General features: G+C 27.9%; 22 protein-coding genes. 16 read left to right on the plus strand and 6 right to left on the minus strand.

From position 1 onward, the window contains the following. The first annotated feature begins 3 nt into the window (after positions 1-3). Entirely contained in the window at positions 4-2223 is a 2220-nt protein-coding gene (locus ACMFBB_RS03015; RefSeq protein ID WP_435262980.1) for a SulP family inorganic anion transporter, read from the plus strand. Here ACMFBB_RS03015 and pbpC read toward each other — a convergent pair. Next, a complete protein-coding gene (gene pbpC, locus ACMFBB_RS03020; RefSeq protein ID WP_435262981.1) occupies positions 2207-4549 on the minus strand; it encodes a penicillin-binding protein 1C in 2343 nt (780 codons plus the stop codon). The two genes, ACMFBB_RS03015 and pbpC, sit on opposite strands and share 17 nt — an antisense overlap. A gap of 95 nt (positions 4550-4644) precedes the next feature. Between pbpC and ACMFBB_RS03025 the strand changes: the two genes are divergently transcribed. Further along, a complete protein-coding gene (locus ACMFBB_RS03025) occupies positions 4645-5592 on the plus strand; it encodes a tRNA dihydrouridine synthase (protein WP_435262982.1) in 948 nt (315 codons plus the stop codon). Between the two features lie 548 nt (positions 5593-6140). Here ACMFBB_RS03025 and ACMFBB_RS03030 read toward each other — a convergent pair. After that, the gene (locus ACMFBB_RS03030) at positions 6141-6821 is read right to left on the minus strand and encodes a type 1 glutamine amidotransferase domain-containing protein (RefSeq protein ID WP_435262983.1); all 681 of its coding nucleotides are present in this window, start codon (positions 6819-6821) and stop codon (positions 6141-6143) included. Positions 6822-6956: 135 nt separating this feature from the next. After that, positions 6957-7541, minus strand: coding sequence for a Crp/Fnr family transcriptional regulator (locus ACMFBB_RS03035; RefSeq protein WP_435262984.1), 585 nt, complete (start codon positions 7539-7541; stop codon positions 6957-6959). Positions 7542-8265: 724 nt separating this feature from the next. Between ACMFBB_RS03035 and ACMFBB_RS03040 the strand changes: the two genes are divergently transcribed. The 14 genes from ACMFBB_RS03040 to ACMFBB_RS03105 all read left to right on the plus strand — a co-directional run bounded on the left by ACMFBB_RS03040 (position 8266) and on the right by ACMFBB_RS03105 (position 20731). Beyond that, positions 8266-8415 (plus strand): hypothetical protein, encoded by a 150-nt coding sequence (locus ACMFBB_RS03040; RefSeq protein ID WP_435262985.1) that lies wholly within the window; start codon positions 8266-8268, stop codon positions 8413-8415. Between the two features lie 162 nt (positions 8416-8577). After that, positions 8578-8718: a hypothetical protein gene (locus ACMFBB_RS03045; RefSeq protein ID WP_435262986.1), complete on the plus strand. Its 141-nt coding sequence runs from the start codon at positions 8578-8580 to the stop codon at positions 8716-8718. A gap of 1588 nt (positions 8719-10306) precedes the next feature. Then, positions 10307-11161 carry an AraC family transcriptional regulator gene (locus tag ACMFBB_RS03050; RefSeq protein WP_435262987.1) on the plus strand — a complete coding sequence of 285 codons (855 nt, stop codon included), beginning with the start codon at positions 10307-10309 and terminating at the stop codon, positions 11159-11161. A gap of 111 nt (positions 11162-11272) precedes the next feature. Next, positions 11273-12028: an SDR family NAD(P)-dependent oxidoreductase gene (locus ACMFBB_RS03055; RefSeq protein WP_435262988.1), complete on the plus strand. Its 756-nt coding sequence runs from the start codon at positions 11273-11275 to the stop codon at positions 12026-12028. Between the two features lie 305 nt (positions 12029-12333). Continuing rightward, entirely contained in the window at positions 12334-12867 is a 534-nt protein-coding gene (locus tag ACMFBB_RS03060; RefSeq protein ID WP_435262989.1) for an OsmC family protein, read from the plus strand. 63 nt (positions 12868-12930) lie between these two features. Then, complete coding sequence (locus ACMFBB_RS03065) at positions 12931-13329, plus strand: OsmC family protein (protein ID WP_435262990.1); 399 nt, start codon at positions 12931-12933, stop codon at positions 13327-13329. 10 nt (positions 13330-13339) lie between these two features. Next, the gene (locus tag ACMFBB_RS03070; protein ID WP_435262991.1) at positions 13340-14416 is read left to right on the plus strand and encodes a flavin monoamine oxidase family protein; all 1077 of its coding nucleotides are present in this window, start codon (positions 13340-13342) and stop codon (positions 14414-14416) included. A gap of 239 nt (positions 14417-14655) precedes the next feature. Then, positions 14656-15741: a serine hydrolase domain-containing protein gene (locus ACMFBB_RS03075; RefSeq protein WP_435262992.1), complete on the plus strand. Its 1086-nt coding sequence runs from the start codon at positions 14656-14658 to the stop codon at positions 15739-15741. Positions 15742-15803: 62 nt separating this feature from the next. Beyond that, positions 15804-16334 carry a hypothetical protein gene (locus tag ACMFBB_RS03080; RefSeq protein WP_435262993.1) on the plus strand — a complete coding sequence of 177 codons (531 nt, stop codon included), beginning with the start codon at positions 15804-15806 and terminating at the stop codon, positions 16332-16334. Positions 16335-16456: 122 nt separating this feature from the next. Then, positions 16457-16999, plus strand: coding sequence for a Crp/Fnr family transcriptional regulator (locus ACMFBB_RS03085; protein WP_435262994.1), 543 nt, complete (start codon positions 16457-16459; stop codon positions 16997-16999). A 69-nt stretch (positions 17000-17068) separates the two neighbouring features. After that, the gene (locus tag ACMFBB_RS03090) at positions 17069-18205 is read left to right on the plus strand and encodes an FAD-dependent monooxygenase (protein WP_435262995.1); all 1137 of its coding nucleotides are present in this window, start codon (positions 17069-17071) and stop codon (positions 18203-18205) included. After that, the gene (locus ACMFBB_RS03095) at positions 18202-18630 is read left to right on the plus strand and encodes a DUF3995 domain-containing protein (RefSeq protein ID WP_435262996.1); all 429 of its coding nucleotides are present in this window, start codon (positions 18202-18204) and stop codon (positions 18628-18630) included. Before ACMFBB_RS03090 ends, ACMFBB_RS03095 begins: the two co-directional genes overlap by 4 nt. A 516-nt stretch (positions 18631-19146) precedes the next feature. After that, positions 19147-19776: a Crp/Fnr family transcriptional regulator gene (locus ACMFBB_RS03100; protein WP_435262997.1), complete on the plus strand. Its 630-nt coding sequence runs from the start codon at positions 19147-19149 to the stop codon at positions 19774-19776. A gap of 64 nt (positions 19777-19840) precedes the next feature. After that, positions 19841-20731, plus strand: a complete 891-nt coding sequence (locus ACMFBB_RS03105; RefSeq protein WP_435262998.1) for a hypothetical protein — start codon at positions 19841-19843, stop codon at positions 20729-20731. A gap of 84 nt (positions 20732-20815) precedes the next feature. Here ACMFBB_RS03105 and ACMFBB_RS03110 read toward each other — a convergent pair whose 3' ends face one another. The 3 genes from ACMFBB_RS03110 to ACMFBB_RS03120 all read right to left on the minus strand — a co-directional run bounded on the left by ACMFBB_RS03110 (position 20816) and on the right by ACMFBB_RS03120 (position 25063). Beyond that, complete coding sequence (locus ACMFBB_RS03110; protein WP_435262999.1) at positions 20816-22129, minus strand: DEAD/DEAH box helicase; 1314 nt, start codon at positions 22127-22129, stop codon at positions 20816-20818. 488 nt (positions 22130-22617) lie between these two features. Then, a complete protein-coding gene (locus ACMFBB_RS03115; protein WP_435264267.1) occupies positions 22618-23547 on the minus strand; it encodes an outer membrane beta-barrel family protein in 930 nt (309 codons plus the stop codon). Between the two features lie 16 nt (positions 23548-23563). Continuing rightward, positions 23564-25063 carry an outer membrane beta-barrel protein gene (locus tag ACMFBB_RS03120; protein ID WP_435263000.1) on the minus strand — a complete coding sequence of 500 codons (1500 nt, stop codon included), beginning with the start codon at positions 25061-25063 and terminating at the stop codon, positions 23564-23566. Positions 25064-25173: the final 110 nt, after the last annotated feature.

The raw sequence follows: 25173 nt of genomic DNA on the forward strand, positions 1-25173 counted from the left end.
CACATGGGAAAAAAGAATACTATTAAAACATTTTTAGGAGAATTACCGCAAAATATTTTTGCAGGTTTTGTAGTTTCATTAATAGCTCTTCCGCTTGGTTTTGGACTTGCACTAGCATCAGGAGCTCCTCCAATATCTGGAATTATAGCCGCAATAGTTGGCGGAACTGTAGTGGCAATTCTAGGGGGATCTAATGTTACAATAACTGGACCTGGTAATGGTTTGGTAGTTGTTATTTTAGCAGCTATTACAACCCTTGGCGCTGGTGATATGCAACAAGGTTTTTTATATACATTAGCTGCAATTGTTGTTTCAGGGATTATTATGATAATTCTTGGTTTTCTTAGACTTGGATCTTTAGGTGATTTCTTTCCTTCCTCTGCTATTCAAGGAATGTTAGCCGCTATTGGCATTGGTATTTTTGCAAAACAAGTACACGTTATGCTTGGTAACTTAAATGCTAAGGGAAGTATTATTGATTTATTACTTCAAGTACCAGAAGGAATTATTAATTTCACAAGAACAGACAGCCTTAGTATTTTTTACGCTGGAATGGTAGGCATCATTAGTTTACTAATAATGGTATTTTATAGTAAAATACGTAACAAATATTTTCAATTGATACCTGCGCCTATGTGGATTGTTGTTTTAAGCGTTGGTATGTATTATTACTTTGATATGATATCACCTTCAACATATCCTATTGATAAAAATTTACTAATAAACCTTCCTGATAATGTACTTTCTAATTTTGCTTTCCCTGATTTTGGAAAGGCATATGAATTTGAATTCATTAATGCCGTTATTGCTATAACTTTAATCGCTAGTATTGAGAGCTTATTAAGTATAAAAGCTGTGGACAAATTAGATCCTTTGAAAAGACGCTCAAATGTAAATAAAGACATAAGAGCTCTTGGTGTAGCAACAGTAATTAGCGGTTTTTTAGGTGGATTAAATGTGGTTACAGTTATTGCTCGTAGCTCTGTAAATGTTAACAATAAAGGTAGTAATCGTTCGGCTAACTTTTTTCATGCTTCGTTTTTAGTTGCCTTTATTTTACTCTTTGCCTCTGAATTACGAAAAATACCATTGCCTGCTCTTGCTGCTATTTTAGTGTATACTGGCTATAAATTGGCTTCACCTGAAAATATTAGAAAAGTCTTTAAAATAGGTAAAGAGCAGTTGATTATTTTCTTAATTACATTATTCACTACTATTACCACAAATTTAATTACAGGAATACTTATTGGTATATTTTCTACTTTTATTATTCATGTAATTATTAACAGAAGTTTTATGTTTTTCTTCAGAAACTTATTAAAACCGAATGTTTTAATGTTTACTGAAGATGGAAAGTATTATGTATCTGTTGAAAATTTTTCAAGTTTTTTAAATTATACCCGTTTAAAATCAAAACTTAACCAAATACCTGAAAACGAGGATGCTATTGTAGATTTTTCATTATGTGATTTTGTTGATCATTCAATCATGGAAAACATGAATAATTATGCTGAAACATTCAAACGTAAAGGCGGGCATTTTGAAATTATTGGTTTAGATGGTTATAAAACAGGAAGTGAACATCCGTTTGCCTTACGTAAAAACATTCCAAGAAACTCAGCTAATAAAACTAAAGAAACTGTTTTAACTAAACGTCAAAGGTCTGTTTCAAAAATTAGCGAAGAGTTAGGCTGGACCTATAATACTTCTCCGGAGGAAGTAACTCAAATACCTGAATTTGGCTATTTTAAAACACGACAAATTAATAGCGTATCAAACATACTATCTAACGAAAACTGTGCTTTATTTGATATTGAATTTTCTGAAGGAGAGTTAATTGCTAAGCAAATTATTAAAGCTACAATGTTTTATATTAGTACAGACGATAAAGTTCCTGAATTTACTTTAGATAGAGAAGGAATTTTTGAATATATCTATCATTTTGCAGGTTTTAAAGATATTGATATTGAAGAGCATCCTGATTTTTCTAAACGATTTTATTTATCTGGAAAAAACCAATTAGACATAAAAAAATTCTTTACTGATGAATTAATTTTATTTTTTGAAAGTAATAATTATTACCACATTGAAGGAAGTAACAACGGGCTACTAATTATTGGTAAAGAACGTTTGGCTGGTGTTAAAGAAATTAAACAACTAGCTAATTTTGGAATTCGTCTAAAAGATGTCATTCATAAGGAAGAACCTATAGCAGTTCTATAATTCTCTTTCTTTCATTTCCAAAATCATCAATTACGGTAATATTGTAAACTCCTTTTTCTTTAGGGTTTATAGCTTGTTCATGGTATTGTTTTGTTTCTCCAATAAACACATTATTTAAATACCAATAGACTTTAGCGTCTGAATTTGCATGAGTTAGTTTAAGTATCACAGGATTTGTTTTATTATCCTCCGCCTTAGTTAATGAAATTTGAGAATAATGCTTAGTTGGAAAAACAAAATCCATTATATTCGTTTCAATGGTAGAACAATCACCTCTAAAACTTGGTAATACTCTATAATTAGCATTCTTTTGTTGATAATAGTGTGCCATTAGAGGAGGTAATATAAACCATGTTTTATTTTTTATATTACTTATAGATTCACAATTTGAATTTACTCTGAACTTTTCAGCTTTATCAGTAGTAATTTGTTTATGAAATGGACATGATTTTGCACGTATTCCATTTTTTTGAATCCTTTTAATAATTGAATTACATATTGGTAATGCCAAATAGCCACTCTTAGCACAAATATTTTCTTCTACTAAATTTTCATATGGTTCTAAAAACCAATTCGATTTTGGCAATACATCAAAAACATCAAACATTAAAGGAGCAGCACTTCCAACACCTGTTAAATCAGGCCTCCCCTCCCCATCAGAATTACCTACCCAAACACCTACTACATACTTTGAGTTAGTCCCTATAGCCCATGCGTCTTTATTACCAAAACTAGTACCTGTTTTCCATCCTATTTTTTGAGAGGAATCAAAATACTTCCATGCTTGATCTGTAAATGGCCTGTTTACTTCGGTTAATGTATTGAGTGTTAAAAAAGCAGTCCCAGCATCAATCTTATGATATTTATCAGTTATTCGACCATAGTTAACCTTATCAAATTCAATGAAAACAGGTTCTACAAATTCATTTTCATAATACCTATGTCCTAATTTTTCATAATGATTAACAATACCTGAATAACTTGCAAAAGTTTTACACAAATCCCACAAACTAGCCTCTGCTCCTCCTAAAATTAAAGATAACCCATAGTAATCAGCTGACTTATTAATATGTTTTATTTGATACTCTTTTAGATCTTTCCGAAATTTTTCTAAGCCATATAATTGTAACATCCGCACAGCTGGAATATTTAATGACCGTGTCAATGCTTCATTTGCAGGTACAGCACCATCAAAAGTTAAATCGAAGTTTTTTGGTGTATAGCCTGCTATTTCAGTAGGAATATCAGATACTAATTGTGTGGGAAGTAAATTTCCAGATTGAAGCATTTGCGCATATAAAAAAGGCTTCAATGTACTACCTGTACTTCTTGGTGAAATTACATTATTCACATCTTTTTGATGCTCTTTATTGGTAGGGGAATTCCCTACATAACTCAATACTTTTCTAGACTCAACATCCAATACTAAAACAGCAATATTAAAAACTTCATTTTGTTTTAATCGTTCATAATGTTGTTTTACTAAATAATTCACACGGTTTTGTAAATGAAAGTCAATAGTACTTTGTATATGCTTGCCTTTTAGTTTTTTTCCTAGTTCTTGAACAAAATGAGGTGCAATAGTTGGAAGTGGAAAAGGTTTTTGAGGTAGTTTTTCTTCTAAAGCTAACTCATAAGTAATTTTATCAATTATCTTTTCTTTATACAGTTTATTTAATAACCTATTTCGTTTATTTTTTAATTTTAATTGATTTTTACCAGGATATATTAATGACGGAGCATTAGGCAATACAGCTAAAGTAGCACTTTCTGCCCAAGATAATTGGTAAGGTTGCAACCCGAAATAACGCCAAGAAGCCATCTCTAAACCTACTACATTACCTCCAAAAGGGGCGTGTGAAGCATACAGTTTTAATATCTCTTTTTTTGAAAATCTAAATTCTAAACGAGTAGCAAAAATTAATTCCTTTAATTTTTCAATGTACGAACGTCTTTTATTTTTTCGCGACAAACGAATTACCTGTTGAGTAATTGTACTCCCACCTCTAACTACTCTTTTAGCTTTAATATTTTCTTTAAATGCCTTTACCAAAGAAACAGGATTAAAGCCAAAGTGCTTATAAAAATATGCATCTTCAAATTGTAAAATACACTTTTCAAATTTACTAGGAATAGAATCTAGCTCAGGAAACCTCCATTGTCCATCATCAGCTATGACGGCACCTAACAATTCTTTATTTTTTGCAACAACTACTGTTGAAGTTGGAGCTTCAAATAGTTTTTTAGGCAAACAGAAATAATAAAGAACTAATAAAATAGCACTACATAATATTTTTATTTTATGTTTTTTTAGAAAAATCAACACTTCTTTTCTTTTACAATTTACACATATCAAAAGTATAAAGTTTATAGTTAAAATATCACAGATAAGTCTGCTATATTTGCAGCTTTGAATTTACTATGAGTTTTACCTTACTTTCATCACCTTTACAAGGGTTTACTGATTTCCGTTTTAGAAATGCACAAAACAAATATTTTGGTGGTATTGATACTTTTTATGCCCCTTACATTCGTTTAAATGGGAAATTTAAAATAAAATCAAGTTATGAGCGTGATTTAAAAGTTGAAAATAACACAACTTTAACGGTTATCCCACAGGTAATAACAAATGATCCCGATGAATTTTTATTTGTAGCCAAATATGTACAAAGTTTAGGGTATAAAGAATTAAATTGGAATTTAGGGTGCCCATATCCTATGGTTACAAAATCAGGTATGGGATCAGGTTTAATTTGTAACCCAACCAAAATTGATGAAGTGTTATCTAAAGCACACAATCAAACTGATATTTTAGTTTCTATGAAAATGAGAATGGGATATGAAAACAGTGAAGAAATATTACATACTTTTCCAGTTTTAGATAAGTACCCTCTTAAAAACGTAGCTATTCATGCACGAATAGGAAAACAATTATATAAAGGTGGAGTTGACTTAGAAGCTTTTCAAAAATGTATCGATACTTCTAAACACCATTTATACTATAATGGTGATATTACTTCAGTAGCGGGGTTTAAGTCAATGACTGATCGCTTCCCTAGTATAACTCATTTTATGATTGGTAGAGGGTTAATTGCTGATCCTTTTTTACCCCAAATGATTAAAGATAATACCACCGAATACCCTAAAGATAGATGGAAACGTTTTGAGGACTTTCATAATGAAATCTACCAACAATATGATGAAGCTTTATCTGGACCTACCCCAATAAAAATGAAAATGCTTGGTTTTTGGGAATATTTTTCCAAATCTTTTTCTGACCCTAGAAAAACGTATAAAAAAATTAAAAAAGCAGGGAATCAAAAAAAATACCAAGCAACTGTAAAAGAGATTTTTAATAACGAAAATTAAAGAGATTTTAGATAATTATAAAAAAAAATCAAAAAATTTGTAACGATTACTATTTACAAACGACTAATAGGCGTATAAAGAATGAAAGGATAGTTTTTTAGTTTTTGAAGGGTTAATCCACTATCACTTTATATTAAGAAAGAGCTCAAATTTTGAGTTCTTTCGTTTTTTACAATTCAATGGTGTTTTAATACTACCTACCGAAACACAATAGCTACTCAACTAATAATCAAACATTTTACTCACTTATTAAATTATATTTACAGTGTAGTTTGAAATTTGATTTTTCATTTTTTGGAAAATGTTTGGTTAGTTAGGAAAGAAGTATTCTTACGAATACTTCTTTCTTTCTTATTGAAATATATTTAATTATTTTCTCTCAAAATTTCAACTACCACTCGTCTACATAAATATTCTATTCAACTAAAATAATTCAACAGAGCTCTTTATATAGATAAATTTGTACAGAAATTTTAAATAATTTCATTATTAGTAAGTTTAAATTAGTTTGGGAAAAGGAGTAATTTTGAAGGGTTGCTTCTTTTCTTTTAGTTCAAACTTTCTAGTAAAATTTTAGCTACTAATTCTGATGATGCTGGGTTTTGGCCAGTAATTAGTAACCCGTCTTCTATAGCATAAGGAGCCCAATCATCTCCTTTAGAAAATATTGCTTCATTCTCTTTTAACATATTTTCTACTAAAAAAGGAACTACATCAGTTAACTGAACAGCTTCTTCCTCTGTGTTAGAAAAACCAGTAACTTTTTTACCTTTTATTAGCGGAGTTCCATCATTATTTTTTGTGTTCTTAAAAATAGCTGGCGCATGACAAACAGCACTAACTGGTTTATGGTTGGTTATGAATGATTCAATAAGCGAAATCGAATCTTTGTCTTCTACTAAATCCCATAAAGGCCCGTGACCTCCAGGATAAAATACAGCATCATAATCAGCTTGATCAACTGTATTTAATTTTAATGTTTTTGATACAATACCTTTTGCTTCTTCATCTTTATTATATCTAATTGTAGATTTCGTTTGAAAATCAATTAATTCACTTTTTGGATCAATTGGAGGCTGTCCGCCCTTAGGTGATGCTATAACAACCTCAACATTGTTATCTTTAAAAAAATAATAAGGAGCTGCAAACTCTTCAATCCAAAATCCTGTTTTTTGACCAGTATTTCCAAGCACATCATGACTCGTCAATACAAATAATATTTTTTTCATTTTTTTATAATTTTCGTATGAATATTTTTTTGTTTGATAATAGTTGTACACAATAGTGTATTTATAAAATCAAAATAATACTTAAACAAAACTATAATTCGTAGTTTTAAAAAAAATTGATGTGTGGTAAGAAAACTACTTTTTAGCAATTTCTTTTCTAATTCTACTTAAACTTTCTGTTGTTATTCCAAGATAAGATGCTATGTGATAATTTTTTATACTTAACTGTATATCAGGGTATGTTTTGATAAAAGTTATATATCTTTCTTTTGCCGTTTGCGATAAAGTACCCAGTATTCTTTTTTGAAAACTAGAAAAAGAACCTTCCATTTTCTTCCTAAAAAAAGTTTCTAATTTAGGAATTTCTAGATATAAAATTTCTAATGACTCTTTAGATATCTTATAAATTGTCGCATCCTTAATACAATCAATTGTCATAATAGCTTTTGAAGTTGTAAAGAAAGCTGTGTAGTCACTTATCCACCAGTCTTCAATAGCAAACTGAATAGTATGCTCTTTACCATCGGTACTAATAAAAAAAGCTCTTAAACAACCGCTATGAATATAATATTGCTCACCCACTACCTTACCAGAACTTAAAAGTATATCTCCTTTTTGTAAAGTAATTTTTTGAAATTGACGCTCAACAATATTTAGTTCTTCAGAACTAAAATAAATTCCCTTAAAAATAGATAACAGTATTGATGTTTTCGAATTCATTTTTAATAAAATATGAAAGAAATTTTAATTTCATTATTCATTTTAACTTATTTATTTTCAATAAATTAGATAATTACACTTAATAAATTATGGTTGTTTTACATTTACATGCTCAATTTTAATGCTTTTTACTTGGGTTTTACATCAATAAAAAATTACCAACACATGTAGTATAAAAGTATTTGTAACTAGTTATTTTTAATTTCTTTGTTTAAGTTGCATGGAAAAAATCAGGAAATTTAATAAAATACATACACCTCGAAAATAAAATTTAAATTTAAAAAATCATTAAAATAAATTCAACATAAACACTTCTATTTAATTTCTCACAATTAATTTTAACCCTTTTAATTTATATGAATGTATTTTACTTTATAAATTATAAAGTAACAAATTTAATTTTATAAATACTCCCCTCATATTTTCGAGGTAGAACAATGAAAAAAAATATCATATGATCTTAAATTAATGAAAGACTCAATCATACAAAGGTTTTATTTGAGCAAACATAAACTTAAGAAAAGAATTTAAAAAGCTATTATGAAAAAAATATTAAAAGTATTCTTCTTACTTATTCATCTAAATAACCGTTCTTGTTAAAAACGTTTACTTATTTCACTAATCTAAAACCACTAACAACTCACCTTAACTTCTCCTTGTAATTATCTAATTTTATCGATTAAATTGATTTTATAAAATACTTTAGGTAATAAAATTTATAATTATGAAATCAAAACCAACATTAGTAAAGCTTATAAAATCGTACGGAAATAAATATGATGTTAAATTCCCTAAGCTTAAATTTGAAATAACTGTAGATCGTTATTACTATAACAAAATGTCAAACAGTCCTGATGAATATCGTTTTATATAAGCTCATTTATTTGTTAGATCATGATCCTATTTTAGCTTTTTATTTTTAATTTAATTAAATTTTTGTGCCCCCAGAAGTTATTTTATAGAACTCGGAAATATTTCAAATTATTTTAATGAATCAATTTTAACTTACTTATTAAATAATATAAAATTTAATACAATGTTAAAAAGAATTTCAAAACTAGGTACTGCTTTAAACAAAACAGAGCAAACATTAATTAACGGAGGAAAAGCACCACTTTGTCCCTATCCTTTAAAAGCTAACTACAACCCATATACCCGCTCTTGGTCTTGTAGATAGCAATGTATACCTATTAAAAATCTAAGCAGGATAACACCTGCTTTTTTTAACTTATATATTTTTATTTTTTACGCTAAAATGATCAATACATTTTTGTTTTTCTCCTTAATAATTCTCAAATAATAAAAAATTAAAAATATGATTAATTAAAGAATTTATTCACTTTTTAAACATTAATTACTTATGTCATAATATTTATAAACCCATAAAGCAGTATTCATTAAAATTTTAGAAAGGATTTTTACAACTTTTTTCTTTTTAAGAAAGAATTCTTAATCCTTATTCAAAGTACATAAAAAAACTCATTAAACTTATTTAATTATTAATCTTCACTTGGTTTTTATAACTGTGCATGCTATGTGACTTTATTATTTTTACGTGTCTAACAAATAAAATAGATATAAACTCGTTTTTTATCTAAATGATAGTTTTTAAGACCCGTGGGGACGGGCTTAAGGTTTGTTGGTTTATTAAAATTATTTAATAGGCCAACTTTTATTCTACCATAATTCATTGTATTCTAAAGTGTTTTAAGTAAAATCATTTTTCGTTAATTTAAATTAGCTAGGAAAAAATATTTTGAAGAAACTTCTACTCTACTATTGAAAAAATCAGAATTTTAAAAATAATATCTAGCCTTAGAGTAAAAACTAATTTAAAAATTTGTATTTATTTTTAGGGTATATCAAATTTTACTTGTTATACTTATTCATAAAACGGTTTGTAAGAATATAAATCTAATTTTTATGTAGTTAATAAAGTAAAGCTCCTTCGGGAGCTTTTTTTACTTATAATGGGTTAACTTTATTTATTGTGAAAACGAAAAATCAGTCAAGTTAACTTTGCTTTTTTCTACTGGTTTTTACTTTTAATTTCATGGTTTTCCCTGTTATTATTTTAGGGTTACTACCTATTTTTTATAATTTACTTTTTAATTAGTTTTACTACATATTATTCAGGATTTATAAGGGATCCTTAATAAAGAACGGCAAGCTAGTTTATTTTAAACTAGCTTTCTTTTTATATTCTATTTCTTCATTTTAAAAGTATATTATAATATTCTATATTATAGAAAAGTATTTCTTTCAAACTTTTGTCTCATCTAAACTTTAAAAACATTTCATTCACCGATACTTATACATACTTCATCAAATATTTAATGAATTTACTTTAATCGTAAAGTATATTTACTGTATAGTTTTAAAATTTAACTTTTCATTTTTAGTAAATAGTTTAATTAAGTAAAGGAAGTATTCCGTGGGGGACTACTTCTTTTTTTATTAAATTATTTTCCTTCAATTAATTAATCACGCACTCTTAAACAAACTTCAGAGGTATTAGTTGTTACAGAAAGTAACAACTAAAAATCAACACATTAACAACTAATACAACAATACATTTTATCTAATATAAACCTTCAACAACCTTGCTTATTCAAAAAATAATTACAAAAATTGTAATTAATGTATACAACGAAATAAGATTACATGTATCTTTATTTTATAAACACGAAGTAAGTTTTATAAATTACTAGCATGTATTTAATTTGAAACAATAACCATATTAAAGAAATATATAAGTGATAAAAATGAAAAAATATGACTTACATAAAAACGATTATTCAAAACTTCATTTTGAGTTAAAAGCAATATCTCCTTTCTTTTCCAGAAACAAAGAAAAAGCATCAAAACCACACAGACATAGTTTTTTTCAGTTACTATGGTTTAGGGAAAGTGGAAGGCATTATATTGATTACAAAGTCTTTGAACACCCTAGAAACTCATTATTCTTAATTAATAAAAACCAAGTGCACTATTTTTGTCCAGACTCTAGTAATAAGGGGTATTTATTTCACTTTAATGACTCCTTTATTTCAAAATTTAATTTGGATTTATTATCAAGGTTTTCGGTTTCAATTTTTAACGAATTTTTACAACCCTTCATAAATTTCACTAATGATCAATCTCAAAAAATTGAAGATACAGTTAAAATACTATTAAAAGAACTCGAGCAAAAGAATGAAAATTACGAAGATGTTGTGATGCACTTCTTTCTAGGTTTTCTATTTCAAATTGAAAGAATAAACAAAGCCCAACAAAATACTAGCTTTAGTACAAACTCAGATTTTAAAAAAATTGTAGAATTTAAACAATTAATACTTGATAAAATAGATCAAAATCTAGGTATCCAGTCAATTGCAGACTCCTTATCTATTTCTTCTAAAAAATTAACATCAATTACAAAAGCACATACTTCACTTACTCCTGCTAATCTTATAAAAGAACTTAAAATACTTGAAGCAAAAAGAATGTTATCTAACCATAATATTTCAATAAAGGAAGTTGCTTACAGTTTAGGATTTGATCAACCTACTTATTTCACAAAGTTCTTTAAAAAAGAAGTTCAACTCACCCCAAAAGAATTCCAAAAGAGTATTTTATAGAATCCGTTTATAGTACGTTCTTTAATTTACCATTCTTAGTATCTAATTTACCATTACAAGGTACTGATTCAATCTACTTTTGTACCATAATTATTTAAAACAATTAAAATTATGAAAGAACAAGCAATTATAGTAGGTGGAACTACAGGAATGGGTAAAGCTACTGCTGAATTATTATTAAAAAATGGTGTGGAAGTCCTTATTATAGGTAGACCTGATAAAAATTTGAATACTACAGAAGAAGAATTGGCAAAATTAGGTTCTGTAAAAACTGTAGGTGTAGACCTTTTTGATACTACCCAACTACAAACATTTATTAATGATCTTGGTAAAAATACACCAAACCTAAAGTATTTAGTAAATGCAGCAGGGTATTTCAGTCCAAAGTTATTTCTAGATCATACACCAAGTGACTATGATCTTTATCACAACTTCAACAAAGCTTTCTTTTTTATTACCCAAGAAGCTGCAAAAATCATGAAAGAAAATGGTGGAGGATCTATCGTAAACATTGGTTCTATGTGGGCAAAACAAGCAATTAAAGCAACACCATCTTCGGCATATTCTATGGCCAAAGCAGGTTTACATAGTTTAACCCAACACTTAGCTATGGAATTAGCAGAGTTTAACATTAGAGTAAATGCAGTATCTCCTGCAGTAGTAGTAACGCCAATATATGGAGCTTTCATTGAGGAAGACAAAATTGAAGAAACATTACAAGGTTTCAATGATTTTCATCCAATAGGTAGAGTTGGAAGACCTCAAGATATTGCAAAAACAATTCACTTCTTATTAACCGATCAAAGTTCTTGGGTTACCGGAGCGATTTGGGATATAGATGGTGGAGTTATGGCTGGTAGAAATTAATTAGAATAGAGAAAAACTCCTAAAGATTCGGAGGACGCTGAAATAGAATTAGACAAACATCTATTGTTCTCATTAGAACAAAAGCTAAAAAGAAGAGGAGCCAATTACAAAAGTGTAAAAACTGGGCGTCAAATGTTGCAATAGACGGACCATTAATGACAAGACAAAGTCCAGCTTCTGCTGCACCTCTTGCAGAAGCATTAAGAGATAGGTTGAAGAAATAATTAAGATAAATTGGGGTGAAGGTTATTCTTCACCTCAAAAATCAAAAATCGTAAAAAAATCAAACAAAAAAATATTACAATATGATAAATAAAATAAATTTAGAAGGTTTAAACAGTTATAGAGATGTAATTACAAAAGAAGAAAAAGAAGCTTTATCTAGCTATGGAATCACTGCTGAATGGCAAGGAGGTGTAAATTCAAAGATCACTACTCACAACCAAAAAGTAGGAAGTTCGGAAATCAAAAAAGATTTTAGTTTTGAAATAGGAGAACCTAACGAGCTTTTGGGTGATAATTCAAGACCAACACCTCAAGATTACCTATTAGGGGGTTTAGCCGGGTGTATGATGGTAGGTTTTGTTGTAGGGGCTTCCAATAATAATATAAAACTAGATGATGTAAAACTTCATATAACAGGAACTCTAGATTTAAGAGGTTTCTTAAATGTAAATCCTGAAAGCCCTGTTGGTTTTGATACTATTGAATTTTCTTTTGAAGTAAAAGGAAATGGTACTCAAGAGCAATATGATAAAATTATCAATGATGTACGTCAGTTTTCTCCTAATTACAGAACTATTACAGATAACGTTAAAATGAAACTTGTAACTCATTAAAATGAATAAGAAATCTAAACTAGTATAGTTTAGGTTTCTTTAAAAAATAATAAATACTTAACTATGAAACAACACGTTAGTTTGGTTAGAACTAAGATTCACAGCAAATATTATACAGAATCTAAAGTAGCAGGGTTTACTGTATTTTCTGATGAACCTAAAGCACTTGGAGGAACCAACAAAGCTCCAAACCCCATAGATCTTATGAACAGCGCATTAGCTAGTTGTACAGTAATGTATTTACTTAATAAAGCGGAATATGAGAATATAAATGTAGGAGAAATAAAAATTAAAATTACAGTAAGTAGAAAAGAAGACCGAACATTTGAGTTTGAAAGAACTCTTAGTTTTAAAAATGAGCTGTCTGAAATAGAATTACTAAAATTACTACATTATGCTGAAAAGACTCCAGTAACAAAAGCCTTAAAAGGAAATAATAATATTATTACAATACTTAAATAACAAATTCAAAATGCAAACGAAAATAGTTATAATAGGTGCGGGTCTTTCTGGATTACTAGTTGGTTACCAATTGAAGTTGGCTAAGATTCCATTTATAATCATTGAAGCCAGAGATAGAGTTGGTGGACGAATACATACTGTTTACAATGATAATTCAGCTCCTTTAGAGATGGGAGCAACATGGTTTGGATACCAACATACAAACTTACTTGACTTATTAAAAAAACTAGAGGTATCTTATTTTGAACAATATATGATAGGTACTTCTTTTTTTCAACCCTTTTCAACATCTCCTGCTAGTGCCATACCAATTCAAAGCCAACCACCAAGCTATAGAATAGAAGGTGGAACATCTTCAATTATTAATAAACTTATTGAACAAATAGGAGAAGATAACATCTTGTTAAATTCAACAGTTAAACACTTAGAATTCACAAAAAAGAACGTTACTGTATCTTATAATGAAAAAAAATATATTGCTGATAAAATTGTATTAGCGTTACCTCCTAAACTATGGATAAACAATATTAAAATTGAACCAACACCTCCTCAAGACTTATTTGAAATAGCTATTAATACACATACCTGGATGGAGAACTCTATAAAAGTAGCCTTAAGTTATGAAAAGGCTTTTTGGAGAAAAAATAAACAATCTGGCACTCTATTTAGTAACTCTGGGCCAATAACTGAACTCTATGATCATTCTAATTCTACTGGAAATAAATATGCTCTATGCGGTTTTTTAAACCCCAGTTATGCTTCAATAGATCCTGAAGAAAGAAAAAGACTTGTATTGGAACAAATAGTGAATGTTTTTGGAAATGAAGCTACGAAGTATGATAATTATGTAGAATTAAATTGGGGGAAAGAAGATAAAACTGCATCAAACAATAGGAAACCACTATTTGCTCATCAAAATAATGGTTCTCTAATCTTTAAAAAGGAATATTATAATTCTAGATTATTAATCTCTTCATCTGAATCGTCTTCCAGTTATCCAGGTTATATGGAAGGTGCTGTTGATTCGGCTAATTTTGTGTATGAAAAAATAAAAATGGCTAACGATAAAAAACATGACAACGATTAATTTCAAAAAGAAAACACAATTAAAAGACTGAAAAGCTATATTAAATTCAAGATGCATTTTTTACAGCTCAAAACTAACTATACGTACTTACAAATAAATATTCACTTCTATTAAACTTACTAATTATAAAAAGTATGAAGCATATCAACATTAATAAAAAGTAGTTTTCTTTAACTTTATTGTAACCTATATATTTTAGCTAACGTCCAACCAAAATATAATATATAGAAATCATAAAAATGAAACAAAAATATCTTTCAAAAAACTTATTAGCAGTTGTTATTTTACTCCTTTTAAATTTTAATACTACTAGTTATGCACAAAATTTAGAATCCAAAATCGACAGTATTTTACAAAAAAAATACCCCACAAATGCTCCTGGAGGAACATTTTTAGTTTCTAAAAATGGAAAAATCATCTACAATAAAGCTTTTGGTCTTGCTAATCTTGAATTAAATGTTCCCATGACCCCGGATAATGTTTTTGAAATAGGATCTATTACCAAACAATTTACAGCTATTTCAATTTTAATGTTAGTAGAACAGGGAAAAATTAAACTAAATGACCAAATAAATCAATATTTACCAAACTACCCTACGCATCAAAAAAAAATCACGATACATCATTTATTAAATCACACATCTGGTATTAAAAGTTATACGTCTCTTAAAAAACTTTATAGTATAGATAAAAAAGATGTAACACCTACTGAACTTATAAACCTGTTTAAAAACGAACCTATGGATTTTAATCCTGGAGAGCACTATAAATACAACAATTCAGGCTATGTAATACTAGGCTATATAATTGAAAAAGTATCAGGTATTACTTATGAAGAATTTATTACTAAAAATATTTTTAAAAGATTAGGCATGAATAATTCAACATATGGAAATCATAGAACAATTATTAAAAATAGAGCCTCAGGACACCATCTAAAACAAAATTATCAAAACTCAAGATTTGTTAGCTACACACTTTCATATTCAGCTGGAGCACTTCTATCTTCTGTTAAAGATTTAAATATTTGGCAACAAGCATTAATTAAAAATAAACTTTTAAAAAAAGAAACATTAAGCAAAGCCTTCATTAATTATAGTTTAAAAAACGGTAAAAAAACAAACTACGGCTATGGATGGAACATAAGAACTTTAGGCAATGAAACTTCATACGAACATGGAGGCTTTATCTTTGGTTTTAAATCAATGGGAGTATATTTACCTGAGTCAGGTATTTATGTTATAGGATTAAATAATTGTGACTGTAACTCTCCTACAAAAGTTACAAGAAAGATTGCAGAAATAACACAAATGTATTTCAATTAAAATTAATTTAACAAGAAATACTCTAATGAAATATAAACCGTATTTTTACTTTAAAATCTATTATGAAAAATATTTTTATAGTACTGATTACGTTAATTTCACTGAATTGTTCCACTAAACAAAAAGTTAGCGGACTTGAAAAATGCCCTAAAATTTTTAAAAGAAATTTTTCATCAATAGAAGATGGAAAATATAAAACAATTTTAAAAAATGATACTATTATATTTAATGAGTTAAGATACAAATGCGTGAACTCTGCTTTTTATACACACAAAGTAATGTATGATAAATTTGGAGGTTGGCACAAGGTAATTTATCCTAAAAACAGTAAATCGCCCATTTTACTTTGGGAAAAAATAGATTTATTCAATAACGGAGAAAAGCTAAATATTTATACCTCTGGAATAGAGGAATGGAAACATATTTATGCTTCAATAATGGTTTTTGATAAAAATGAAAATGATTTATTAGCATCAAATTCTTCTTATAAAGAGAAAATAAAAAAGATGTTTGCGGAAATGATTAAGAAAAACAAGACTTATAAGAAAGAGTTTTATAAAAAATTTCACGCTTTAAAAAAGCATAGTAAATAGAATAAAATCACCATATAAAACTTAAATTTACCTACTTAAATTAAGCTGAATTACTATACTTGCATTAACTATTATTAAATTTTAAGAAAATCAAAGCATTAAAGAATATATTAAACACTATTTTGCCGATTCAAGATAACGATTGGAAAGCTGTAAAACCACACTTATCAGTAGTTAATTTTACTGAGAATGAAGTATTACTGTCTCCTCCAAATATTTGTAATCATATAATGTTTATTAAAGGTGGGGCTTTGAGATCATATTTTAAAGATGATAATTTAGTTGAAACTAATTTATTACTTCGTTCTAAAAATGAATTTATCACCGATTATGAAAGTTTTATTTGTCAAAAACCTTCTACTTTATGGATTCAAGCTATTGAAAGGGGAGAAATGATTATTTTAAATCATAAAGGACTATACTCACTTTACAATACCTCTTTTTATTGGAATAAATTTGGTAGAATTATAAGTGAACAAATTTTTATTAATAGTAAACGAAGAACTGAGCAACTTTTATTTTTAACCCCTAAAGAAAGGTACTTACTTCTTTTAAAGGAGTATCCATATTTTTTTCAAAAATATTCATTAAAACATATCGCCAGTTATTTAGGCATTACTCCACAATCATTAAGCAGAATTAGAAATCAAATTTCTAAACATTAATTACCTAAAGTTAAGTGCTAGTTATGTTTAATTAATTGAAATTTGTTTTAAAATAACACGATTAATTTCATGAAAACAATTGACATTATTGGTGCTGGAATAGCTGGGTTAACAATGGCAATAGCTTTAGAACAAAAAGGTTTTAAAACAAGAGTTTTTGAACAAACAGAAAGCATTAAACCTTTAGGTGCTGGGATTATTTTAGCTAATAACGCAATGCAAGTATATAAAGCACTAGGAATACAAAAAACAATTGAAGAAAAAGGAAATTATATTTCATCTCTAAACATTACTAACACTAACTTAAAAGCTTTATCTAAAATAAATTTAGCATCATTCGAGCATAAATTTGGAGTTAAAAATATTGCAATACACAGAGGTATTTTACAACAGATTTTAATGAATCAATTACCTTCTTATTCTCTAAAGTTAAATCACAAATTAGAAAAAATAACAAAAACTTCAAATGGTCATACCTTAGATTTTAAAACGGGGAAAACTATTCAATCCTCTACTCTAATTGCTGCAGATGGATTAAACTCTATCGTTAGACAACAATTATTTTCACAAACAAATATTAGAAATGCAAAACAAATATGTTGGAGAGGTACTACAGATTATTCTTTACCTATAAAATATCAACATGAGCTAAATGAAGCATGGGGAAAGTCTGACAGGTTTGGTTTTGTACAAATTGCTAAAAATAAAGTATACTGGTATGCATTAAAATCTTATAAAAGAAATAAAAAAGAATTAGACCTCAACAATATCAAAAACTACTTTTCTGAATACAGTACTATTATCCAAGACATTATTTCTTCAACTAACAAGGAACAGATACACACTGCAGATATTTCTGATTTGAACCCTAATAATCATTGGTATAAAGAAAACGTATGCCTTATTGGAGATGCTGCACATGCAATAACCCCTAATATGGGTCAAGGAGCTTGTCAAGCAATAGAAGATGCTTATACACTTTCTGAATGCTTAACTAAATATCAAAAAAATATTGCTTTTAAAGAGTTTCAGAACTTGCGGTTAAAAAAAGTCCTTCAACTAGTAAAAAAAAGTTGGATAATAGGAAAGATAGCACATTTATCAAATCCTTTTTTAATTAGTCTTCGAAATAAAATAATCAAGCTAACACCAGCATCAATAAATAAAAAACAGTTTAATCAAATTTTTAAAGTCTCTCATTTATGACAACACAAATCTTTTCATTAGCCTTATTTTTTATTTTCATCATCTTAGGAAGTTTTCATATATATTGGTTGTTTGGAGGTACATGGGGCGTAAAAAAAGTTATTCCAACAAAAAACAAACAATTAAATAATGTTGCTATTCCTAAAATCGCAACTGCTATGGTAGCTCTAATATTAATTTTATTTGGCTTTATTTACCTTGTAAAAACCGAACTAATAAATATTAAACTACCAAACATAGTTATAGAATATGGATACTGGTTTATTCCTTGTATTTTTATCATTCGTGCTATTGGAGAATTTAATTACGTAGGTTTTTTCAAAAAAATAAAAGATACAGAATTCGCAAAAGCAGATTCTAAAATATTTTCACCTGTATGTTTAGGAGTTGGAATTATCGGACTATTAATACAAATCATTAAGTAACTATAATAATAACAAATCATTTTCAACCAATATAATCTGACTAGGACATTAGATATCAAAATTCAGAATAAGAAGTTTGTACACCTATTAAATAATGTAATAATTATTTTTTTAATCAGAACTATACATCTCAAAAAACTTCGACATCACTATATTTATCACTCAAAAATTTCTACTATTTGTTGTGTCAATTTTACTATTAAATGAAAAAAAAATTACTAAAGGCAAAATACACTTCTGATAAATACTCAAAAGAACTCCTTAAATATTTAATCAACGGTAATTTATGTAAAGCTATACAATCATAAATGTATTGTTCCTCTGGTTACACATAAAGAAGGTGTAATGAACTACTTAATTTGAATTTAATAAAGTACATTAACTAAATAGAAAATTTTGATAAATTTGAATGAAAATCTAAACCAAAAACAACAAAAATCGCTGTTATTTAAAGAAACAAAATCTGCAATTAATCATATATTAGCATACAGTATATCATCACTAAAAAAATAGATAATGCTTAATAATTTTATAAAAGAACATTATATTTTAGAAGAACAACTTATAAATGAACTTAAAGAAAACTCAACAATAACAACTCATGAAAAAGGGGATATTATCATAAAGAACAATCAATATATTAAGGTGTTAAAAATTGTTTTACAAGGAAAAGTAAGAGTTTACCAGGAAAATGAAGAACGTGAAATCTTAATTTACTATTTAAAAAAAATGGAAACATGTACCCTTTCTCTTTCTGCATGTTTTGGTGATTGTAAAAGTACCGTAAATGCAATAGCTAAAGAAAAATGTACAATTTTAAACATTCCTGTAAGACATGTAAAAGATTGGAATTTTAAGTATAAGTCGTGGAATACTTTTACCATAAATACATTTAGAAAAAGCTATAATCATTTAATTAATCAATATTCAAACTTAGCTTTTCAGCCTTTAAAAGATAGGTTATTTGATTATTTATTATCAAAAGCAACGGATTCAATTGTAAAAAAATCGCATCAAGAGTTAGCTAAAGAATTAGGAACGTCGAGAGAAGTTATTTCTAGGCTTCTTAAAAATCTCGAAAAAAACAATAAGCTCCATCTTGGTAAAAAAGAAATACTCATTTTAGAAAAAGCTCTAAGTCTGTGATAAAAGTCACAGGTATTTACTTTTTTATCACCTTTTCTTTGTGGCAAACTTTAAACACATTAACATGAAAAGAATTAAAATAGTACTACCAATAGTTATGCTCGTAATGATGAGTAGTTCTTTTGGTCAAACTTCAAAAAAAAGAAGCAAACTACCTCAACAATCTTACACAAAGAACACTCCTACTGCACTACATGAAGCTGCTTTAGAAGTATTAAAAGCAAGTAAGGCAAGAATCTCAAAATTTAATACCAAAAGTACAAATGCTTTTTTGCAAGCATATTCACCAAAAGCAACTATGAGTGTTACTCCTCATGGTGTAAAGTCAGGTACTAAAGAAATTTCTAACTATTGGAAACCTTTAATTAAATCTGGCGCTACTGATTTAACATATACAAATGTAAGCATTGAAATTGTTAACAATACGACAGCTTTTTTATCTGCAAATTGGAGTACAAATTTTAGTCGAGGTATTATTTTTAAAGAGAAATGGGAAAAAACTCAAGGAGAATGGTTGTTAACCTACGATAATTTTCAAATACTTGAGCAATTTAAAACTTCTAAAAAAAGTAAAACAAACCCTATTGCAAGTCATATAATTTTAGAGGAAGTTATTAAAGCATCTATTAAATGGACTAAGGGGTTCAATGCAGGTAAAAAAGAAGTTTGCGCAAGTGGATATGCTTCTAACGCTACGATGAATGCTACTCCATTTGAACCCGTAAATGGCAAAACCAATATTGAAAAATTTTGGGGAAAACTAATTGCTGATGGAGCTACAAACCTTACCTACCATAACCCTACATTCAGTGCTAAAACAAACAATAGTGTTTTACTTTCATCTCTTTGGAGTATGAATATAGGAGAAGGCAAAATCTATCAAGAAAAATGGGAGAAAATAAATAATAAATGGGTGTTGACATATGATGAGTTTGAACTATTAAAACAATATTAATAATAAACACCAATTTTAAAATAACACACAAATAAAAACCAAGGTTAAGCAGAAACTATCCTTGGTTTTTATTTGAAATTATTCTTAAACAATACTAATACGTACTTTCTTATTTTTTAAACGAGTATTATTCAAACTCGCTACTAATTTTTTAGCTTCAGTTACAGGTACAGCTATAAATGCACAGTCTTGTTTTAGTTCTATAATACCTAATTGATCTTTAGTTAAATTTCCTTTTTTAAAGAATACTCCTGCTATATCTCCTTTTGAAATTTTGTCTTTTCTCCCTCCAGAAATAAATAAAGTTTCCCAATAACGAGGTTTCAACTTTACTTTATTAGAAATAGTAGCATTAGGTATGTTTATTATAAATTCAGGTAAACTTTCTTTTTCCCATTTTAAAACATAAGCAGTTCCTTTAGCATTTACCCTTGCTGTTCTACCATTTCTATGGGTAAATTCCTCAACTCTTTGGGGCAATTCATAATGAATTATATAATTCATTTCTGGAATATCAATACCTCTAGCTGCTAAGTCAGTAGCTACTAAAACTTGACTTGTCCCGTTTCTAAACTTTATTAAAGAACGTTCTCTATCTCTTTGTTCCATTCCTCCAGAAAAACAGCTATGTGCAATATTACTTTTTAATAAAAAGTCACTTACGTGTTGAATACTGTCTTTTAAATTACAAAAAATAATTCCTTGCTGATTTCCTATGTGAAGTAACAATTTTAAAAGTGTTTCATTTTTATTTTTCAATGGTGATACTACACTTTTTATCGCTAATTTTTTGGGTTTCCTTCCTGTTAAGTAGTTTAATACAGTAGGATTGTTTAACCTCACAAAATCTGGCACTTCTGATTCTTGGGTTGCTGATGTTAAAATACGTTTATTAATACTAGGTAACTGATTAATAATACCTCTCATTTCATATTCAAAACCAACTTCTAACGATTTATCAAATTCATCAAGTATTAATGTTTTAATACTATCTTTTGAAAAACGCTCATTTGCGAAATGATCAGATATTCTACCTGGTGTACCAATTAAAACACTAGGTATATGTTTTAATTCAACTTTATCTTTAGCCATAGACCTTCCTCCATAGACCGCATTTACTTTTAATCCAGTTCCCATTTCTCGAATAACTTGCTCTATTTGAATTGCAAGCTCTCTTGACGGCACTAAAATTAATACTTGAACTTCTTTTTTATTAGGATCTATTAGTTTTAGTGTAGGCAACAAAAAGCCTAATGTTTTCCCTGTACCTGTTGGCGAGAGTATAATCGTATTTGCTGTAGTATCAATAACAGAAATGGCCTCTTTTTGCATTTCATTTAATTCATAGATATTTAATTTTGCTAAAATATCCTCTTGAGTTTTTATTGTATTTGCCATAATATATGCGATCTATGAATTTTTTATTCCCGCAAAGATAGTTAGTCTTACATCAGTAATTATCATTTAATATCTAATAAAAAAGTTCATTAAGAATGTTAAATAATTCAAGTGTATGTTTAAATTTAAAGAATTAGTCAAATTCATTCGATTATATTGCAAAACATCTATGGAACTACTAACCATATCTTGATAGCATACAAGTATTATCTATTACTTGTGCTATATAAAAATTAATAAAGAAATTACTATTTTAGAAAATCATAGACCATATTCTTGATATGTTTGAATGTAAATAAACATCTTAAGAACCATTACTTAAGCTTAAAATTTTTATTCACTTAATTTTACCATTAACTATAACTCTTGTTGCAATTAAATATATCAAAATAAAATTAATTGCAAACATTATATAACTTTTAGATATCCTTTCTTTGTATTAAATTCTAAGTCGGCCTAAAATAAGTTGACTTTTATATCAATATTTATTACAGTCTATTACTCAACTCTTCATCTCCTCTTTTCCTACTAGTGGCAGCTTTTACTTTACTACTACCAAATTTATATGCAAAAAACAAACCTATCGTTTGAAATTCTCCCACATAACTGTAACTAAATTTTATACGTTCTCCAACATCATTTCTTCCTCTATACCCTTGTGTTCCGAAGACATCATTAAAGCTAAGTTTTAGGGATGCTTTGCTATCCCAAAAAACCTTTTTAATTCCAAGATTTAAAAAGTAGACAGGTTCCTGAATCCATATACCATCAGATTCTTTACCGTAATAACCAGAAACTTGGAGTGACAAAAATTCATTAATATTAAAGGTATTCTCAATGTTAATATTATAATTAAATAAATGTGATGTTCGAAATGAATTATACTCATTTTCTTCTATTGTCGGTTTAAGTTTTGATGTAAAAAAAGTAGATGTAGCATAAATATTCCACCAGCGTTCAATTTTAATAGGACTAGCTATGCTTAATGAATAAACCGTTTTATTGCCAATATTTTCTGGAAAAAATATGTTTGCATTAAGCGTGTCAGGTTCCAACCGTATTTGACTAATTATGTCTGTAGAATTTCCATATGAAAAAGCTATTGAAGTAGTGTTGTTTAAAACATAATTTAACTCAATGTTATCAGCATAAGTAGGTTTTAAAAAAGGATTTCCTCTTAGTATAGTTAAAGCATCTTCTCTCCATTCAAATGGATTTAAATTTTTATAAGTTGGCCTCGTAATCCTTCTACTATAGGATAAGTTTAAAATATTACTATCATTAATACTATAAGTTAATGATGTGCTTGGAAAGAAGTCTATATAATTTCTTTTTTTATAATCTTCTTCTGTTGATACCTGACCAAGTCTTCGTCTTAAATCACCTATCGAAACAGTTTGTTCAGTTCTGAAACCAATTTTATATTTTACTAATTCATTGAGAGAATCCTTTTATTGATGTGTATCCTGCTATTATTTCTTCGTTGTAAGAAAAATCATTGCTTTTTTCTAAATTTTCTATAGAATTATTAACAATAACATTATAAAAATTTAATTCATTATTAGTATGAACTTTAGAATATTTAACTCCTGCTTGAAAACTAGACAAAAAAAAGTTGTTTATTTTTTTTGAATAATCTGATTGTAATGTATGAAAATTTATTATTGAATGACTATTTGACTCAATAGAATTATCATCTAGCAAATTAGTCAAATCATTATTGTAATATAAGTTTGGTTGATCTCGTTGTTGACTAAAACTGTAATATCCTTTGTTTAAATCAATAGTCCAATTATTTCCAATTGTATCCTTAAAAGCATAATGCAAGTTTAAATTAGCATTAAGAAGATTATCCAAATCTTCAGTTTCAGCCAACAAAACAGAATTTATAGGAGTGTTTTGAAAATTAACAATAGCGGTTCTAGAATTTATGTTAGACTTGTCTGTTAAATAATTTGTATTTAGTCGTGTTTTTATTCCTAAAAAACTTTTTGAATTTAAAACATAATCAGCTCCGAGGGATAAATTTAAAGGATGATTTTCAGTATTGGTCTCACTTAACCTATCTGTAGAATCATAATTATTAAACTTTCTTTGAACTTCAAGATTACTCACATTCAACTGATATTTAGCAGTTAACCCTCCAAAAATATTTAATTTCTCTGTTCTTTTATTTAAATTTATCCCTACATTATGCTTTGGTTTCTTTCCATAACGAAAACCTGTATTAAAGGATCCATTGGTTCCGTAATACTTATTTTTTTTTAATCGAATATTTATAATCCCTGCATTCCCTTCAGCATCATATTTCGATGATGGATTAGATATAACCTCTAACGATTCAATATCATTAGTATTTAAACTTTCTAGAAACCTTGTCAACTGATAACCAGATAAATACGTCGTATTATCATCAATATAAACTAACGTTCCAATTTTGCCTCTTAGTAAAATTTGGTTATTCATATTAATTATAACACCAGGGGTTTTTCTTAGTAACTCTAATCCATTTAATCCTTCATTTGATATACTAACACCAACATTAAAAACTAATTTATCAGACTCAATCTTTATTAAAGGTTTTCTTGCAGTTATTTCTACTTCGTCTAATGTTGTTCTATCTTCTAGAATAATAATTTCACCTAAATTAATATCTTTTTTCACCAAAATATTAACTATTTTTTTTTGTTTGTATCCTAGAAAAGAAATTTTTATGGTATAACTCTCTTCTAACTTTAAATTATCAATAAGGAACTCTCCATTTTCATTTGTAATAGTTCCTTTTATTAATTTAGCCCCAGTATTATTATATAATAATACTTCAGCATAAGGAATAGATTGTCTATCTTTATCTAGAATCAAGCCTTTAATTTGTTGGGAATATAGGGTATACGATAGTAAAAAAAGTAAAACAATCGTTATTTTATGTTTCATAAGGTGTAATGTTTATTTTAATAATTTCAAACAGCCCAAAACTATGAACTTTATGTCTCTACAAATAAAGACAATAACTAACCTTGAAGTTGTTATTGAAATGTTATTGG

This window comes from Tenacibaculum sp. nBUS_03, from assembly GCF_051201695.1.
Classification (GTDB): domain Bacteria; phylum Bacteroidota; class Bacteroidia; order Flavobacteriales; family Flavobacteriaceae; genus Polaribacter.

What these genes read in the sequence shown, in the direction of transcription:
- ACMFBB_RS03015 (WP_435262980.1), top strand. Translation starts at nt 4, where the DNA reads ATGGGAAAAAAGAATACTATTAAAACATTTTTAGGAGAATTACCGCAA.
- ACMFBB_RS03025 (WP_435262982.1), top strand. Translation starts at nt 4,645, where the DNA reads ATGAGTTTTACCTTACTTTCATCACCTTTACAAGGGTTTACTGATTTC.
- ACMFBB_RS03030 (WP_435262983.1), bottom strand. Translation starts at nt 6,821, where the DNA reads ATGAAAAAAATATTATTTGTATTGACGAGTCATGATGTGCTTGGAAAT.
- ACMFBB_RS03035 (WP_435262984.1), bottom strand. Translation starts at nt 7,541, where the DNA reads ATGAATTCGAAAACATCAATACTGTTATCTATTTTTAAGGGAATTTAT.
- ACMFBB_RS03040 (WP_435262985.1), top strand. Translation starts at nt 8,266, where the DNA reads ATGAAATCAAAACCAACATTAGTAAAGCTTATAAAATCGTACGGAAAT.
- ACMFBB_RS03045 (WP_435262986.1), top strand. Translation starts at nt 8,578, where the DNA reads ATGTTAAAAAGAATTTCAAAACTAGGTACTGCTTTAAACAAAACAGAG.
- ACMFBB_RS03050 (WP_435262987.1), top strand. Translation starts at nt 10,307, where the DNA reads ATGAAAAAATATGACTTACATAAAAACGATTATTCAAAACTTCATTTT.
- ACMFBB_RS03055 (WP_435262988.1), top strand. Translation starts at nt 11,273, where the DNA reads ATGAAAGAACAAGCAATTATAGTAGGTGGAACTACAGGAATGGGTAAA.
- ACMFBB_RS03060 (WP_435262989.1), top strand. Translation starts at nt 12,334, where the DNA reads ATGATAAATAAAATAAATTTAGAAGGTTTAAACAGTTATAGAGATGTA.
- ACMFBB_RS03065 (WP_435262990.1), top strand. Translation starts at nt 12,931, where the DNA reads ATGAAACAACACGTTAGTTTGGTTAGAACTAAGATTCACAGCAAATAT.
- ACMFBB_RS03070 (WP_435262991.1), top strand. Translation starts at nt 13,340, where the DNA reads ATGCAAACGAAAATAGTTATAATAGGTGCGGGTCTTTCTGGATTACTA.
- ACMFBB_RS03075 (WP_435262992.1), top strand. Translation starts at nt 14,656, where the DNA reads ATGAAACAAAAATATCTTTCAAAAAACTTATTAGCAGTTGTTATTTTA.
- ACMFBB_RS03080 (WP_435262993.1), top strand. Translation starts at nt 15,804, where the DNA reads ATGAAAAATATTTTTATAGTACTGATTACGTTAATTTCACTGAATTGT.
- ACMFBB_RS03090 (WP_435262995.1), top strand. Translation starts at nt 17,069, where the DNA reads ATGAAAACAATTGACATTATTGGTGCTGGAATAGCTGGGTTAACAATG.
- ACMFBB_RS03095 (WP_435262996.1), top strand. Translation starts at nt 18,202, where the DNA reads ATGACAACACAAATCTTTTCATTAGCCTTATTTTTTATTTTCATCATC.
- ACMFBB_RS03100 (WP_435262997.1), top strand. Translation starts at nt 19,147, where the DNA reads ATGCTTAATAATTTTATAAAAGAACATTATATTTTAGAAGAACAACTT.
- ACMFBB_RS03105 (WP_435262998.1), top strand. Translation starts at nt 19,841, where the DNA reads ATGAAAAGAATTAAAATAGTACTACCAATAGTTATGCTCGTAATGATG.
- ACMFBB_RS03110 (WP_435262999.1), bottom strand. Translation starts at nt 22,129, where the DNA reads ATGGCAAATACAATAAAAACTCAAGAGGATATTTTAGCAAAATTAAAT.
- ACMFBB_RS03120 (WP_435263000.1), bottom strand. Translation starts at nt 25,063, where the DNA reads ATGAAACATAAAATAACGATTGTTTTACTTTTTTTACTATCGTATACC.